This window comes from Acinetobacter sp. Tol 5, assembly GCF_019702905.1.
Classification (GTDB): Bacteria; Pseudomonadota; Gammaproteobacteria; order Pseudomonadales; family Moraxellaceae; genus Acinetobacter; species Acinetobacter bereziniae.
Genome location: NZ_AP024708.1, coordinates 759,399 through 775,400, shown reverse-complemented (window position 1 = coordinate 775,400; position 16,002 = coordinate 759,399). Strand labels below are relative to the sequence as shown.

Here is a 16,002-nt window from a genome sequence, read left to right as displayed (position 1 = left end):
TTACATTTGATCTTTTCTATGTCTTGTGTAAAAAATGGCGTGGAATTTATGAAAGTTGTTTGAGCTTAAGTTGTTGCGATACTTTTAAAATTGCCAAGAATCCTGCGACAGTAAAAGCCAACATCAATATCCCCATATTGAATAAGTGATTCCAGACTAAAAAGTTCAACACCACACCACCCAATAAACCACAAGCAAACTGCATACTGCCCATAATTGCACTGGCTGTACCTGCTCTTGAACCTTGTTCTGACATGGCGAGTGCCATTGCATTAGGTCCTGTAAAGCCGATCCCTGAAACAGTCAAAAATAAACCCAACATAACAACCACTAACGGCGCGTGAGACATTAAACCCGCTCCCACGATAATTAATGCACCTGCAACCTGAATCAATCCCCCCATGGTTAAACGGCGGATCACTGAAAAACGATTGGCTAAACGTTTATTGATTGAGGACAGTAAAATAATACCAAAAGCATTAAAACCAAAAGCAATTGCGAACTGTTGTTGTGTTAAATGATAGCCATCCATCAATACCGCTGCTGCGGAGCTGATATAACAAAATAGCGCAGCCCCTGTAAAACAACCTGCCATCATTGGAAAGCGAAAACTTCGATCTTTAAAAATAGCAGCATATAAAATAAAAACCTGACTAAAATTAAGTTGAAGTCTACGTGATGGCGCTAAAGTTTCTTTAAATAAGAAATGAACACAGGCTAAGCAGATCAAGCCAATTAAAAATAAAGCAACAAATACTGTTTGCCAGTGAAAGAAATACAGAATTCCAGCACCTATAGATGGCGCAAGAATAGGCGCTATTCCCATCACAATCATCATGCTCGCAAAAGCTTGAGCAGAACCTTGAACATCTAAACGATCTCGAATGGCTGCGCGTGCCATGACCACACCTACACAACCGCCCAAAGCCTGTAAAATTCGCGCAGCAATCAATGACCAATGATCAGGAGCTAAAACGCATAATAAGCTGGCAAAAGCGAATAAGGTCATACCAAAGTAAAGTGGCTTTTTACGACCTATGCGGTCGCTGATCGGACCATAGATCAACTGCCCTACAGCCAAGCCCAAGAAATATGCAGGTAAAGTATTGGCAACTTGTTGGGTGGTGACATTAAAATCTTGCGCCATTTGTGGGAGTGCTGGCAAATACATATCGATAGATAAAGGACCTAACGAGGTAAATAGTGCCAAAAGCATAATCCAACCTGTTGAATACTGTTGACCAGCGTTTTTTTCAGACATAGATCGTTTATAATTTCATACTAAATATTGCGAACAAGTTTACACTGTCCATTGTAAGATGTGTCACAAAGATAAGTGAAAAATCACCTCAGCAATAAAACAAGCACCCCAGCAATAACACCGTATCGATTGAATAAGGATTTCCATTGAACACATGGCTGTTAAAACTACGAAAAGCCACCTATAACACAAGTTTCATGTATAACTTGAGGATGGTCATCGCCTTTACAGGCACTGCTTTTGTCCCTTATTTATTGGGTCAGCAGTTGATGACCATTCCATTGACCTTGGGTGTAGTTGCAGCCGGTCTGAGTGATATTGATGATCGCTTTTCAGTACGGATCATGAATTTGATTTATACCTATATCGGATTTTTTATCACCGCTGCCTCAGTGAGTTTGTTGTTCCCTTATCCTGTACTTTTTGCTTTAGGTTTAATTGTTTCTTGTATCGGTTGGATTTTACTGGGTTCTTTGGGACGACGCTATGCCACTATTTCCTATGGCTGCTTGGTCGTTTCAGTTTATTCTATGCTTGGCGTTCATCTTTTTGAGCATTGGTATATCCAACCTAGTCTGTTAGTGATTGGGGCGATTTGGTACGGTCTTATTTCCACCATCAGTTTTTTGCTCTTCCCAGTACGTCAGGTCCAAGACAAGCTGTCCCAATGTTTTTCATCATTGGGTAATTTTCTTTTTTCCAAATCCAACTTATTTGATGTCGATATGACAGCGACCAGTTACCAAGACAGCATGATTAGCCTGTCTATGGAGAATGGTCAGCTGATTAGCATTTTTAATGACATGCGCACAGCGCTACTCACCCGTCTCAAAGGCGACCGTGGGCAACGCGATACACGGCGTAGCTTGCAATATTACTTTGTAGCGCAAGATATACATGAGCGTGCGGATTCAGCACACATTGATTATCAAAAACTGGCAAAAATGTTTGAACATAGTGATGTTTTATTTCGCTTTCAACGTATTTTGGCACTACAAGGCAAAGCATGTAAGGATTTAAGTGATAGCATTTTACATCGGACCACATACCAACATAATGCCCGCTTTGAATATGCCTTTAAAAATTTAAAACAGTCTTTAAATAAGCTCAGAAAAGAAGAACACTATGACCTCATTTGGATCAACTCATTATTTGCACTTTATCAAAACCTAAAATCCATTGATGCCCAATTACAGAACTTAGAGACTGAACGTCATATTAAATATGATCAAAATAAAAATGTTGAACAACAACTGAAAGATGATGATTTAAAAGGTTGGGATGATATTGTTATCCGCATTAAACAAAATTTAACCCCTGAATCGGTCTTGTTTAGACATGCGATTCGGGTTTCTGTGGTTTTATTTATCGGTTACGTTTTTGTGCAATTGACCAATATTCAATATGGTTATTGGATCTTATTAACAGCACTTTTTGTCAGCCAACCAAATTTTAATGCCACCAAACGCCGCCTAAGATTACGTATCGTGGGGACACTCGGTGGCATTATTTTAGGGTATGCCATCTTATTCTTTGTACCTTCCATCGAAGGGCAACTGTTGTTGCTTGTGATAAGTGGCGTGTTATTTTTCGACCTCCGCAGTAAACAATACGCACAAGCTACAGCGTTCATTACCATCATGGCACTGATCAACTTTAACTTAGATGGGCTGGGCTTTGAAGCAGCTCTACCCCGTATGATTGATACGGTGATTGGGTGTGCCTTGGCATGGTTTGGCGTGAGCTTTATTTTTCCAGATTGGAGATTCCGTCGTTTGCCAAGAACCATTCAACGTTCTCTGGAAGCGCAATGTAATTATTTGGCTGATGTTGTTACTCAATATCATCAGGGACGTAACAACAGTTTAAACTATCGAATTGTTCGTCGAGCAGCCCACAATACAGATGCTGAAGTTGCATCATTGATTTCAACTTTAGCAACGGAACCAGATTTTGACCAAAGTCAAAAAACATTGGCTTTTGAGTTTTTATGCTTAAATCATACCTTCCTTAGTTATATCGCTGCATTGGGTGCACATCGTGAAAAAATCCAGGATCAGCAAGTTTTAAATCTACTGGATCAAGCTTTGGATGATATCCGTGGTGCCTTGTTACGGGATGAAATGCCTGATTTAACAGCACATAATATGCTGCAAGCGATTCGTACCCGTTTGGGGCAGTCAGAAGCAGATGACTCTAAGTCATTGATTATTCTTCAACAACTTTCATTAATGTTTAGTATCCTCAAACAATTGAGTAGCCTCAAACAAAATTTAAGCCATGCCCGTGACGATCAATCTACAGAATTAGCTTCTTTATAAAAGAGCGTAAAATTTGCCTAGATATTTGGTACAATAGGCGCACTAAATCTTGGGATTTAGTGCTAAACTCTGACTAGATTTACATACATTACTGACACTATGACTGCCAAGAATATTTACGCTTATACCTTACAACCAGTTCCATACGAAGTATCGGAAGCCGAACAACGTAGTGCTCAACTTGCGATTTGGCGCAGTACCAATAAAATTGGGACTAAAGCTTGGGCAATCATGGGTGTCGCTGTTGTCCTTTCAATCTTGGGTATTGCGTTAATTAAAAACTACTCGACCATTATTTTTTGGGTCATTCTTGCCTGTGTGGCGATTTATCTCTTAGTGCGCAAATTTGGGCTTGAATGGTATGTAAAACGTAAGATGAATGAGTTTCCAGTTCAAGAAATCAAAGGTGTCAAACTCGGTGTACAGCCAAGCGGTATCGTAATGCGTCAGCAAATGGGCGTACAAGAAGGTGTCGGTACGATTGGCTGGAAAGATGTTTATGAATGGTATAACACACCAGAATTTTTACTTGTGAATTTTAAAGTAAAAGGTCAGCAAGGTGCGTATATTTTACCTAAGCGTATGGACAGCAAAAATTTTCCATTCGAGACTTTACGCAAACATCTTAAAGAATCAGTCGGTGAAGCAAAAACACTGTAAACAGTAAAGACTTCACAAAACCTCCATCATTGGAGGTTTTTTTACATTTATGATGACTATTTTAATAAAAATGATAATGAGAATAAATATTATCTGCAAAATTCATTATCTCTCCTAGATATTCAGCTATAATCTGTAATCAAACAATTCTTCCCTTTCCATCACCATGTTTAAAAAGACTTTTTTCCAAATACACTGGTTTTTAGGCATTACAGCGGGCTTGATCCTTTCGATTATGGGGGTTACTGGTGCAATCTATTCTTATGAACAACCGATTCAAAGATGGTTAAATCCAGACAGTTTTACTGTAAAAGTTGAAAATCATGCAAAGTTAACTCCTGCTGAAATTTATCAACATTTTCAAGTTCAAAATCCTGAAATGAAGATTAACAGTATCACTGTCGCCAAAGCACCTGAAGAAGCGTCAAATATTAATATTGTTAAAGAAGGTGCACGTAGAGGGTATACCATGATGGTTAACCCCTATACAGCAGAAATCTTGCCTGAAGTTAAAGGCAAAGATTTTTTCCAATTTATCCAGCAACTTCACCGTAACCTCACTGTAGGCGAAGTCGGCAAACAGATTACGGGTGCAAGTACATTGATGCTGATCTTCTTTGTACTCAGTGGCTTATATCTTCGCTGGCCAAAAAAACATTCTTTCAAACAATGGTTTGCAATAAAACCTAAACTCAAAGGTCGTAATTTCCTTTGGGATTTGCATGCAGTGGTTGGAACTTGGGTTGTTATTTTCTATTTACTTCTAGCATGTACAGGGTTGTATTGGTCATATGACTGGTGGCGTGACGGGATGTTCAAGGTGATGGGCGTTGAAAGACCTCAACCCGAAATGCAAGCACCTCGCATGGGTGAAGGCAAAGGGCGCCAAAGCAATACCGCAGACCCGCAACCAACACATACACCGTCAAATCTTTCAGCGCAAGGACGTGATCAACATCCGCGTGGTGGTCATCGAGAAGCAAATGAAGGGCTAAAACCTGAACAGATTCAACAAGTCCTAATACAAACATGGAATGGTTTTAATTCACAAATCAAACGTGATTATTCGACCCTAACAATTTCGATTCCTAAAAAAGCTGATGGTAAGGTCGAACTGACATTTGTTGATGCAATTCCTCAACACGAGCGCGCACGAAACAAAGCGATTTATGATTATCAAAAAGCTCAAATTGAAAAAGTTGATTTATATGAAGTTAAACCGCTGAATGAAAAAATCATGAGCAGTATGTTACCTGTTCATCGCGGCAGCTTTTTTGGTCCAGTGTTCCAATTCATCATTATGCTTGCCGCATTGGCAATGCCGTTGTTCTTTATCACGGGATGGATGTTGTACTTAAAACGTCGTAAACAAAAGAAATTAACCCTTGCGGCAAAACAATCTGGCTCAGCAATTCAAATTGATCCGGATGCAACTCCGTGGTTGATTGTTTATGCTTCACAGACAGGTGTATCTGAACAATTGGCATGGCGTACTTCTATCAGTCTACAAGAAGCACATCAACCCACTACAGTAAAATCTGCTCAACAGCTTTCTGAAGAAGATTTAAAACAAGCAAAACAAGTTTTATGGATTGCCAGCACTTATGGTACTGGTGAAGCACCTGATTTAGCATCACATTTTGAGAAGAAGTTAATGAGTAAATCATTAGATCTGTCTCATCTCAAATATGCCGTTTTAGCCTTAGGCTCGCAAGACTATCCTGAAACTTACTGTAGTTTTGGTCATCGTATAGATCACTGGTTAAAACAATCTGGCGCACAGCAATTATTTACGACCATCGAAGTGAATAATGGCAGCAATAGCGATATTCAACAATGGAATAAAGCTTTAATTCAAGCCACCAAACTTGACCTGCAAACCATGTCGATTGATAAAGTGTTTGATCAATGGCATTTGAGCAAACGAGAATTACTCAATCCAGAGAGCTTGGGCGCACCAGCTTTCAACATTGAACTTCATGCCTGTCATGAAACAGTCTGGCAAGCCGGTGATATTGCAGAAATACAAACTGGAAATAGCCTTGAACGTATTCAACAATTTTTAGATAAATACCAAATTAATCCAGATACAGCTGTCGATTCACATGAGCAACAATCGATTAAAAATATCCTTTGGGATCGAGACTTAACTGTCGAAGTTGAGCCTTTTGCCAATATGGAGCATTTACTTGAGCAGTTGCCTACCCTGCCTACTCGTGAATACTCCATTGCCAGTATTCCAAGTCAGCAGGTATTACGTTTAGTGGTTCGTCAACAACGTGATGCTCAAGGTGAACTTGGTTTAGGTTCAGGCTGGTTGACCTCACACTTAAAATTGCGTGACAAAGTTGCGTTAAGAATTCGCAATAATGATTCATTCCATCTAATCACGGATAATCGCCCGATTATCTGTATTGGAAATGGAACAGGGATTGCAGGTTTAATGAGTTTAATCCATGCCCGTGTTCGCTTGGATTATACGGAAAACTGGTTAATTTTTGGTGAACGTCAGCAAGCACATGATTTCTTCTTCAAAGAGACTATTCAAGCTTGGCAAAATACAGCAATGCTACAACGAATCGACTTGGCTTTTTCCCGTGATCAAGCAGAAAAAGTCTATGTTCACCATAAACTGCGTGATCATGCTGATGAAGTTCGGAAATGGATTGCCAATGATGCCGTGATCTATGTTTGCGGAAGCATTGAAGGTATGGCAAGCGATGTTGATCAAGCTTTGATTGATATTCTAGGGCAAGATACAGTTGAACAATTACGCCTAGATGGACGTTATCGACGTGATGTTTACTAAGCTACTTATAGCATTAAACAGTTCTAAATAAGCCCATCAAACCGAGCATAATTGCTCGGTTTGTTTTTCACTAACCTCAATTGCTATAGATCGTTTACAATGTGCGCTGGATGACATTATTTATCACAGACCATGAACAAAAATAAATTATTGCGTTTAAGCCTATTCATTATCGGCTTATTATTATTTCTTGATGGCTTTATTTTGCTGTTGTATAAAAAAATTCATTTAGGCACTCTCTTACCCTTATTGATTGGTTTGGGCTTTATCTGCACCGTCATATGGGGAAAGGTAATCCAACAATATCTGGCACATCACAGCAAACTTAAAAAACTCTGGCGTTTAGGCTGGTCTGTGTTTGGAATTTGGTTGATCAGTCTCATTGGCTTTTTTGGCTATATCCATTTTAAAACGCAACAAAATCATGCTGAGAATGGTTTAGATGCAATCATTGTTTTAGGTAGTGGAATAACACAAGGTAAAGCGTCACCTACACTCGCCAAGCGCTTAGATCGCGCAGGAAATATTGCACAACAACAACCACAAATATCGATTATTGTAAGTGGTGGGAAAGATTTTGGTGAGATTAAAACTGAGGCTGAAATTATGTCCAACTACTTAGAGGAAAATTATAAGATTCAACCCCATAGAATTCTTCAAGAAAATAAAAGTACCAGTACAGATTTAAACCTCAAGAACAGCCAAGCTATTTTGCAGCAGCATGATTTATCTTTAAATTCAAAAATTGCAATTGTCACCAGTGATTTCCATACGCTACGTGCAGCAGCGATCGCAAAAAAACAAGGTTATCGCAACTTCATCACGATTGGGGCCGAAACACCCTTGAGTACTCGATATAACGCATGGTTAAGAGAATATTTTGCATATATCAGCGGTTGGGTACTTGGAGAGTATTAAATTAAATACAACGCCATTCACTCCATCTATCAAGGATGTATCCGAATCTTGCGTGGTAAAGGGATTCGGGTTTGATCTCGAAAAAGCTCAGGTTGAGCTATGTAAAGCTGATATAAATAACTTTTTATGTCCAACAAGAACTTACGTCCTGACACCAAAATATTCTGCCCTTCAGGGGTTAAATTGATTGACAGCAAAGTATCATTTTGTTGAATAAAAGGAATCATTTGCTCGATAAAAGAAATAAAATTGACTTCCTGAACATCGAAACGGCTCCAGTTGTCTTTGACCAATAATTGCGCCAGACTCTTACTGTGCCATACTGCTACAGCTTGTTGTCCTGTAGGAGTTGCACATAAAGCCCAACCTTCATCATAAAGTGCAAAAACTTTAGCATCAGACACTATTTTTTCGATAAATGCCTTATATTGATCTGTCGCTTGAGCAGTATTTTTCTGTACCGAAGACGCAGCCTTGCGTTGATATGGATTTCGCATAAGATACTTATTTTTAAAATAATTATATAGATATTCTACACAAAATTTTAAAATAAATAAATAGAAGAAAGAAAACTTGGTGGGCGCTGACGGGATCGAACCGCCGACATTCTGCTTGTAAGGCAGACGCTCTACCAACTGAGCTAAGCGCCCTGAGGAGAATAAACAATGTTGCACTGCTTAAACTAAATGAGATGTAAAAAGAACAATCATTTTACATTTGGATATCTTAATCTCAGGATATCAAGATAAATGGCGCAGCGGACGGGACTCGAACCCGCGACCCTCGGCGTGACAGGCCGATATTCTAACCAACTGAACTACCGCTGCACTGTATATGGTGGGCGCTGACGGGATCGAACCGCCGACATTCTGCTTGTAAGGCAGACGCTCTACCAACTGAGCTAAGCGCCCTGAGTGAGGATCAACAATGTTGCACTGCTTAAACTAAATGAGATGTAAAAAGAACAATCATTTTACATTTGGATATCTTCACCTCAGGAATCAAGATAAATGGCGCAGCGGACGGGACTCGAACCCGCGACCCTCGGCGTGACAGGCCGATATTCTAACCAACTGAACTACCGCTGCGTTTTATATGGTGGGCGCTGACGGGATCGAACCGCCGACATTCTGCTTGTAAGGCAGACGCTCTACCAACTGAGCTAAGCGCCCTAAACGAGTCAATAAATAAAAATCTATCTACACTCTAATTAGGTTATTACACCTGTTCACAATTTTTCTGTAAAGTGGCGCAGCGGACGGGACTCGAACCCGCGACCCTCGGCGTGACAGGCCGATATTCTAACCAACTGAACTACCGCTGCACTTCAACATATTATTGCGATACAAACGATTCTTGAATTTAATGGCGCAGCGGACGGGACTCGAACCCGCGACCCTCGGCGTGACAGGCCGATATTCTAACCAACTGAACTACCGCTGCACTAAATTCAACGTTAAAGCTTGGTGGGCGCTGACGGGATCGAACCGCCGACATTCTGCTTGTAAGGCAGACGCTCTACCAACTGAGCTAAGCGCCCTAACGACTTCATCGTTTGTGAGGTGCATTATAGAGAATCTTTACTGTGTGTCAAACGCTTTTCTCTATGTTTTAAGTATTTTAGGCGTGAGTGATTAAAAAATAGATCATTTTAATTTAATTTATTCTTTTTTGTTTATTATTTATCTATTTATCAAATATCCATTCAACAGCTATTATTGTCTTTGATTCGTAGGTTAAGTGATATTTCCAGTATTACAGCTTTATTGTATGACGACTTTAAAACTCTTTTAGAGGTTTGGGCATATTTAAAATCTACCCAATCACTGCTGGTCCTGCTGCTTCCCCGTTAAAACAGAACGAGGTTCAGGACGTAACCACAACCAGACTGCGACAATAAACATCGTGAGATCAGTGAAAATTTTGACGGCCAAAGGTGCATTGGTAAAGAGCATAATAATGCCACTGATCAACATCATGATACTGGCAATCCATTTCGCTTTACGTGGCACAGTACCATTCTCTCGCCATGCTCGAAGTGTTGCACCATATTTAGGATGATTCATTAACCATGCATCAACTTGAGGCCAACCTTTTGAGGCTGCCCATGCAGCTAAAATCAGAAAAACTGTGGTTGGCATTCCAGGTAATAATGCGCCAATAAATCCAAGCACAATAAATAACACCACCAATGTTCGCCAAAACAAAATTTTCATAGCTTCACTCAATCTACGCACAACCCAGTATAACGTTCAAATGATATACGCTGTATATTTTCAAACGACACTGCTCATTTTATTTTAGAATCATGTTGTTCATTATTTCCGATACTCAACAAATTAAACTTGCATCTCGATAAGCTTCTTTGCTTGAATCACCACATTATGCTCTCTTTATATTAGTCCTAAGTTTCAACCTGAGATGTGATGCAATGACAGATTATTTTGAACCCTGGTTGAAATATCAGCATCCGATTGTCCGCCAATTGGCTTTTTGCATTGCCAGTCCAAATATTATTCAAGCACTCCCTGATGAATTGCAGATTCACCATCATTTTGAATTACATAATACTGAGTTTTGGCAACAACAATTTCTCGCCTATCAAACACGTTTAGATGAATTGGACCAAAATCCAACAACATTAATTGAGTTTGTTCAACAACTCAAAAGTACGCGTTTAGGTTTACGTTTTGAATATTTGTTCTGGTTTTGGTTACAAGATGAAGCCAATCCACATTACCAACTGATTCAACATAGTATTCAAATCATTGAGGGAAAACATACAAAAGGAGAAATTGATTTTTTGGTGTTAAATCGTCTAACCCAGCAAATTGAGCATTGGGAAGTTGCTTTAAAATACTATTTAGGTGAAGCAGATTTACATTTAGCACGTTGGTATGGCTTAAATCGTAGTGATACTTTATTTCGTAAATTAAATCATTTCTCTGAAAAACAATTTCAATTTAGCCAAGTTTTAGATCGAAACATCGAAAAAAAATGGGCTGTACTCAAAGGACAATTGTATATCCCTTATTTTAGACACACCGCCCCACTCTCTTCATGGATTAATCAACAACGTAGATTGGGACAATGGGGACAGCACATTGAACAAGGTTTATATCGCTTACAGCGACATGAATGGATTTGTCCAGATTTAAAACAAAGTTCAACAACTGCTCAATGGTGGTGCAATGGCTTGTACCATGACCATCATACCCAGCAATTTTATATGTATCGCCAAGCACCTTTATTGTCTTCTCTTGACACAAAAACTTAATTATTCACGTTTTTCATACAGTGCTTTACGAATCCACTCATAAAAGCATAACGATATATTTCAAATAATTTCGTATAGTATAAATGTAATTAACGCGTGAAACACGGAGATAGTAATGAAAAAAATTTTAGCAGTTTCAATGTTATTCGCTTTTGTTTTGTCTGGCTGTAACACTTTTAAAGGTGTTGGTAAGGATGTGTCTAAAGCGGGGGATGCGGTTACGAATTCTGCAGAAAAAGTTGAAAATAAGATGTAATTCACAACCATCAAAATTTGATTTTTGGAAAGCCTTATCTGCCACAGATAAGGCTTTTTCATGCTTATTTAAAAGCTTTTAGACTTTCTCTGCTTTTGGGTTTTCATTCAGTTTTATCTTCCTCTATTATATTGTTCAATTTTCTTACTTGATCAATGTCCATGAATCGTTCGGATACCTTAGAACTCAGTTTACAGCTTCTTCGTCAACCCTCTGTGACACCTGTAGATCACAATTGCCAAAACATCATGGCAGATCGTTTGTCTGCAATTGGTTTTAATATTGAAAATATGCGTTTTGAAGATGTAGACAATCTTTGGGCAAGACGTGGAACTAGCTCGCCAGTTTTCTGCTTTGCAGGTCATACCGATGTTGTTCCAACAGGTCATTTAGATGCTTGGCAATCAGATCCATTTTTACCAGAAATCCGCGATGGTAAACTCTATGGTCGCGGTAGTGCCGACATGAAAACAGCCTTGGCAGCAATGGTGGTTGCCTCTGAACGTTTTGTTAAAAACCACCCTGACCATAAGGGTTCTATTGCTTTTTTGATTACCTCTGATGAAGAAGGTCCTTCAATCAATGGTACTGTCAAAGTGGTCGAAACCTTAGAAGCCCGTAATGAAAAAATGACATGGTGTCTGGTTGGTGAACCTTCAAGCACTTCTACCCTTGGTGACATCGTTAAAAATGGACGTCGTGGTTCATTGAATGCCGTCTTGACAGTAAAAGGTAAACAAGGTCATGTTGCCTATCCCCATTTGGCAATTAATCCGATTCATACCGCATCCAAAGCCTTAGCAGAACTTTGCGATACTGTTTGGGACAACGGCAATGAATACTTCCCAGCAACCTCGTTCCAAGTATCTAATATTCAAGCAGGTACAGGCGCAACCAATGTTGTTCCAGGTACAATGACAGTAACCTTTAATTTCCGCTACTCCACTGAAGTCACGGCAGATCAACTCAAAGCTCGTGTGCTAGAGATACTTGATCGCCATCAAGTGAGCTATGATATTGAATGGACACTTTCAGGTTTACCATTTTTGACACCTGTAGGTGAATTGGTGAATGCCGCAAGAACTGCCATTAAAAACGTAACAGGTACCGACACCGAGCTTTCCACTAGCGGCGGTACTTCTGATGGACGTTTTATCGCTCCAACTGGCGCACAAGTACTTGAATTGGGCGTACTTAATGCAACCATCCACCAAGTTAATGAACACGTGAATATTGATGAACTAGAGCCATTGGCTGAAATTTATGAACAAATTTTGGTTGAGTTGCTTGCGTAACGCATTCAAACTGTTTGATCAAGATTTTAAACCATTTCAGCTTGTAACAAGAGGGTATGTGTAGATCATAGAATCATTCATTGAACATGATGCGCAAAGTTTGATTATTTGATTGACCCATAGACCATCATGACTGGTAACATCAAAAAACCCCCATCCTAAAACAAGCGATCCTAAAGCAGAGAGTCATGATGTTAATCAAAACAGAATGACTCTGGATGGTTGATATAACTGCCCCTCAACCTATAAAGTAACAAACAATCTAAACCGAGAACTGGCTAATAGGCACATCGTCAAAAAAACCATGATCTCATATGTTGAATAAAGTGCTTCTCCAAATATCAAAATCCTGCCCTTTCATTGATCATGTTGATCGAAATCTAGAATCCTGTTTAAGCAATATCTGGTGCTATACCAGAAATATCACAATTGATGTTATTTGGCAGGTAGACTATTACAAAATAATATAGATAAAATGCTTGGACAGTAAAACGAATGCTTTAGTCAATCAGTTGAAAAATGCATACAACAAAATATCATTTCTCTTGATCAATAAAATGAACGTTAAGAATACGTTGCTAGATGATATAAAGCTTTCAATGTCATATTTTACGCCTAAAGGTTAAATAGATTTGCAAGGATAGAAATCAAAATCTTTATATGAATAATCAGGTGGTTTTGCTATATCTTGAAAAATGAAATTTAGCCCATCTATCAAAATACCAGATATTTAAAAATATTATAAAAACATCAATTTAGACTATATAAAAAATTATATTCTTCTAAAAATATAAACGCCCTATCAAGCTCATCGGGCGTTTATATAACATCACTGTCAACCTATTTTAAGGTCATTCATTATTTACTTTTCAAATGTGACATATCAAGCAACACATTAGCAGCCTCATTCACAAAAGTCTCTTCTTCAGGCAACGCTGGACGTTGATTTGCTTTCATTTTAGCTCTGGACTCTGCCAATGCATCTAAACTGGCTTGATAGCTTTCCCAATTCGAATAAGGTTTCAAGCCTGTCGCAGCACGACGTTTGTTTTCAGCAGCTAAAGTTTTCATTTCAAGCGCAACCAACTCTGCTTTACGTTTATCAATATCCAAAGAAATACGTTTTTGATCTTTGGTTTCTTGAGCAATTGCTTTACGTGTTTCTAGATATTGAAATTGAGGGTCCTGACTTACACGCACCTTAGATTTTTGATCGAGTTGCGCCACATAAGGTTGAATTGAATCTTCACGCTTAAATGGTGCTGTTGGAATGGTATCCCATTTCAAAGCATTCTTCGCTTTACGCTCGCCGAACTCTTCATCATAGATGTCAACCAGTTTGATGTCAGGAATCACACCTTTATTTTGTGTACTTCCCCCCGTAACACGGTAGAACTTACGTTGCGTCAATGTTGCTTGACCATAAGCCAAACTATCCAACTGAACTTGTGCAGTTCCCTTGCCTGTGGTGGTACTTCCCAGAATCACGGCGCGGTCATAATCCTGAAGTGCGGCAGAATAAATTTCACTTGCGGATGCAGAAGCTAAATTCACCAATACAGCCAAAGGACCCGCATAGGTTTGTGCACCACCATCTGTGTCTTCAAACACGCTGACATTGCCATTACCATCACGAATTTGGACGACAGGTCCTTCTTTAATCACTTGCCCAATCATTTTGGCAACTTCTTCTAAAGAACCACCTGGGTTATTACGCAAGTCGATGATAATCCCTTCTACATTTTGAGCAGCCAGTGCTTTTAATGCTTTGTTGGTATCTTCAGATACAGAACGATATTCTGTACCTGCACGACGAGCACGATAGTTCAAGTAGAATGATGGAATTTCTAACACACCAAATTTATGTTTTTGCCCATCACGGTTGATTTCAACTGTACGTGAACGTACACCGGCATCTTCTTCTTGGATAACATCACGAGTAATGGTCACAACGCGAGCTTGGCTCATCGAAGCACCAGCGCCAAGTAATTTCACAGAAACTTTGGTTCCACGTTTACCACGAATCAAACCAACAATTTCAGAACTTGGCCAGCCAATCACATCAACCATTTTGTCGCCATCTTGGGCAACACCAATAATCCGATCACCCGACTTCACTTGTCCTGTTTTGCTTGCAGGTCCGCCATCTACGATGGTTTCAATCTTCGTATAGTCTTCATTGCCACGTTCAGGGCGAATGGACACACCAATCCCCTCAAGTTGTAAGGTCGTTTGGCGATTCAACTCCATCGCATCAACAGGCGGGAAATAATTACTATGTGGATCATAGGTTAATGTCATTGCATTGAGGATACGTTCAAGCACATCATCGCTCTTAGTCCGACCGATTCGTTCCAATTGACGTGTATAACGTTTAGTTAAGGTCTGAACAGGCGTTAGATCTTCAGATGCAGCTAAATCTTGCCCGTTGGCAAGCGTTGGATCGTCTTTCAATGCTTTTTGTTTAGCTTGATCTTCTTGTTTTGCAATAGTGAGATTAATCAACTGCGAAACCAGCATTTTGCGCCAATAATTCTGTAATTCAGCTTTACTACCAAAAAATGCAGCTTTTTCACGGTCTGTATCGATAAATTCATTCGGCTGATTTAAGTTTTGTGTTTTTTTCAGTTCAGCCAATTCAAATTCATAAAACTCTTTTAAACGTGCACGATAATGTGCATGAATGGCAAAAGGTCCAGACAAATCACCCGCTTTTAGTTTTGCACCTAACGTTGCGCCATATTGCTTTTTATATTGTTCAATTTCTGAAGCTAAAAATAACGTATGTTCAGGATCAAGACTATCAATATACATATCTAAAATACGATTGGATGTATTGGCATCTAAACGCATGTTTAAATAATGCTGACGATCAATTAATGTTGCCAATTGACGAGTCACAAGTGCTTGTTCTTGTGAAGGATGAAGCGATTGAGCAACGTTTGTAGCATTGGTTTCCGCCATTGCTTGATTGATGGTATGTGTGAAGAACAAACCACCTGTTGCAAGTGCTATAGCGCAAGCGAGAGTTTGAATTTTCATAAATTCTTAATATTTCCTTGGGTTTTCCAATTTCTCTATCGTTTTTCAATCTGAACTCAACAGTTTCAACATCTTAAACGATTTTATCTGTGTGTGTTGTGTAGTTTTAGCATAATCTGTACTGAGTAAATGTAGCAAATCATTGCAGAAATCGGGTATTGTT

The 16,002-nt window shown here is 39.3% G+C and carries 11 protein-coding genes and 8 tRNA genes; 7 read left to right on the top strand and 12 right to left on the bottom strand.

Annotation, left to right across the window (positions count from 1 at the left end; genetic code table 11):
• Nucleotides 1-46: 46 nt before the first annotated feature.
• Nucleotides 47-1,261 carry a multidrug effflux MFS transporter gene (locus TOL5_RS03695; RefSeq protein ID WP_121775019.1) on the bottom strand — a complete coding sequence of 405 codons (1,215 nt, stop codon included), beginning with the start codon at nucleotides 1,259-1,261 and terminating at the stop codon, nucleotides 47-49.
• Nucleotides 1,262-1,407: 146 nt separating this feature from the next.
• Between TOL5_RS03695 and yccS the strand changes: the two genes are divergently transcribed.
• The 4 genes from yccS (at nucleotide 1,408) to TOL5_RS03675 (ending at nucleotide 7,969) form a co-directional block, all read left to right on the top strand.
• A complete protein-coding gene (gene yccS / locus TOL5_RS03690; protein ID WP_080633136.1) occupies nucleotides 1,408-3,582 on the top strand; it encodes a YccS family putative transporter in 2,175 nt (724 codons plus the stop codon).
• Between the two features lie 99 nt (nucleotides 3,583-3,681).
• Nucleotides 3,682-4,242 carry a YcxB family protein gene (locus tag TOL5_RS03685; protein ID WP_004830134.1) on the top strand — a complete coding sequence of 187 codons (561 nt, stop codon included), beginning with the start codon at nucleotides 3,682-3,684 and terminating at the stop codon, nucleotides 4,240-4,242.
• 166 nt (nucleotides 4,243-4,408) lie between these two features.
• Nucleotides 4,409-7,051, top strand: coding sequence for a PepSY domain-containing protein (locus TOL5_RS03680; protein WP_121775018.1), 2,643 nt, complete (start codon nucleotides 4,409-4,411; stop codon nucleotides 7,049-7,051).
• A gap of 132 nt (nucleotides 7,052-7,183) precedes the next feature.
• Nucleotides 7,184-7,969 (top strand): YdcF family protein, encoded by a 786-nt coding sequence (locus TOL5_RS03675; RefSeq protein WP_121775017.1) that lies wholly within the window; start codon nucleotides 7,184-7,186, stop codon nucleotides 7,967-7,969.
• 29 nt (nucleotides 7,970-7,998) lie between these two features.
• On the opposite strand, the gene TOL5_RS03670 is transcribed toward TOL5_RS03675, so the two are convergent.
• The 10 genes from TOL5_RS03670 to TOL5_RS03625 form a co-directional block, all read right to left on the bottom strand.
• Entirely contained in the window at nucleotides 7,999-8,466 is a 468-nt protein-coding gene (locus TOL5_RS03670; protein WP_009585222.1) for a DUF2750 domain-containing protein, read from the bottom strand.
• 77 nt (nucleotides 8,467-8,543) lie between these two features.
• A tRNA-Val gene (locus tag TOL5_RS03665) sits at nucleotides 8,544-8,619 on the bottom strand.
• A gap of 100 nt (nucleotides 8,620-8,719) precedes the next feature.
• A tRNA-Asp gene (locus TOL5_RS03660) sits at nucleotides 8,720-8,796 on the bottom strand.
• Nucleotides 8,797-8,804: 8 nt separating this feature from the next.
• Nucleotides 8,805-8,880 (bottom strand) — tRNA-Val (locus tag TOL5_RS03655).
• Nucleotides 8,881-8,980: 100 nt separating this feature from the next.
• Nucleotides 8,981-9,057, bottom strand: a tRNA-Asp gene (locus TOL5_RS03650).
• Between the two features lie 8 nt (nucleotides 9,058-9,065).
• Nucleotides 9,066-9,141, bottom strand: a tRNA-Val gene (locus TOL5_RS03645).
• 75 nt (nucleotides 9,142-9,216) lie between these two features.
• A tRNA-Asp gene (locus TOL5_RS03640) sits at nucleotides 9,217-9,293 on the bottom strand.
• 42 nt (nucleotides 9,294-9,335) lie between these two features.
• Nucleotides 9,336-9,412: transfer RNA gene (locus TOL5_RS03635), tRNA-Asp, on the bottom strand.
• A 21-nt stretch (nucleotides 9,413-9,433) separates the two neighbouring features.
• Nucleotides 9,434-9,509 (bottom strand) — tRNA-Val (locus TOL5_RS03630).
• Nucleotides 9,510-9,792: 283 nt separating this feature from the next.
• A complete protein-coding gene (locus TOL5_RS03625) occupies nucleotides 9,793-10,185 on the bottom strand; it encodes a YbaN family protein (protein WP_004830140.1) in 393 nt (130 codons plus the stop codon).
• A gap of 215 nt (nucleotides 10,186-10,400) precedes the next feature.
• Between TOL5_RS03625 and TOL5_RS03620 the strand changes: the two genes are divergently transcribed.
• The 3 genes from TOL5_RS03620 (at nucleotide 10,401) to dapE (ending at nucleotide 12,797) form a co-directional block, all read left to right on the top strand.
• A complete protein-coding gene (locus TOL5_RS03620) occupies nucleotides 10,401-11,246 on the top strand; it encodes a DUF1853 family protein (RefSeq protein WP_121775016.1) in 846 nt (281 codons plus the stop codon).
• Nucleotides 11,247-11,361: 115 nt separating this feature from the next.
• A complete protein-coding gene (locus TOL5_RS03615; protein WP_004830144.1) occupies nucleotides 11,362-11,502 on the top strand; it encodes an entericidin A/B family lipoprotein in 141 nt (46 codons plus the stop codon).
• A 161-nt stretch (nucleotides 11,503-11,663) separates the two neighbouring features.
• A complete protein-coding gene (dapE, locus tag TOL5_RS03610) occupies nucleotides 11,664-12,797 on the top strand; it encodes a succinyl-diaminopimelate desuccinylase (RefSeq protein ID WP_004830145.1) in 1,134 nt (377 codons plus the stop codon).
• 858 nt (nucleotides 12,798-13,655) lie between these two features.
• Here dapE and TOL5_RS03605 read toward each other — a convergent pair.
• A complete protein-coding gene (locus tag TOL5_RS03605; RefSeq protein ID WP_151780635.1) occupies nucleotides 13,656-15,839 on the bottom strand; it encodes a carboxy terminal-processing peptidase in 2,184 nt (727 codons plus the stop codon).
• Nucleotides 15,840-16,002 lie beyond the last annotated feature (163 nt).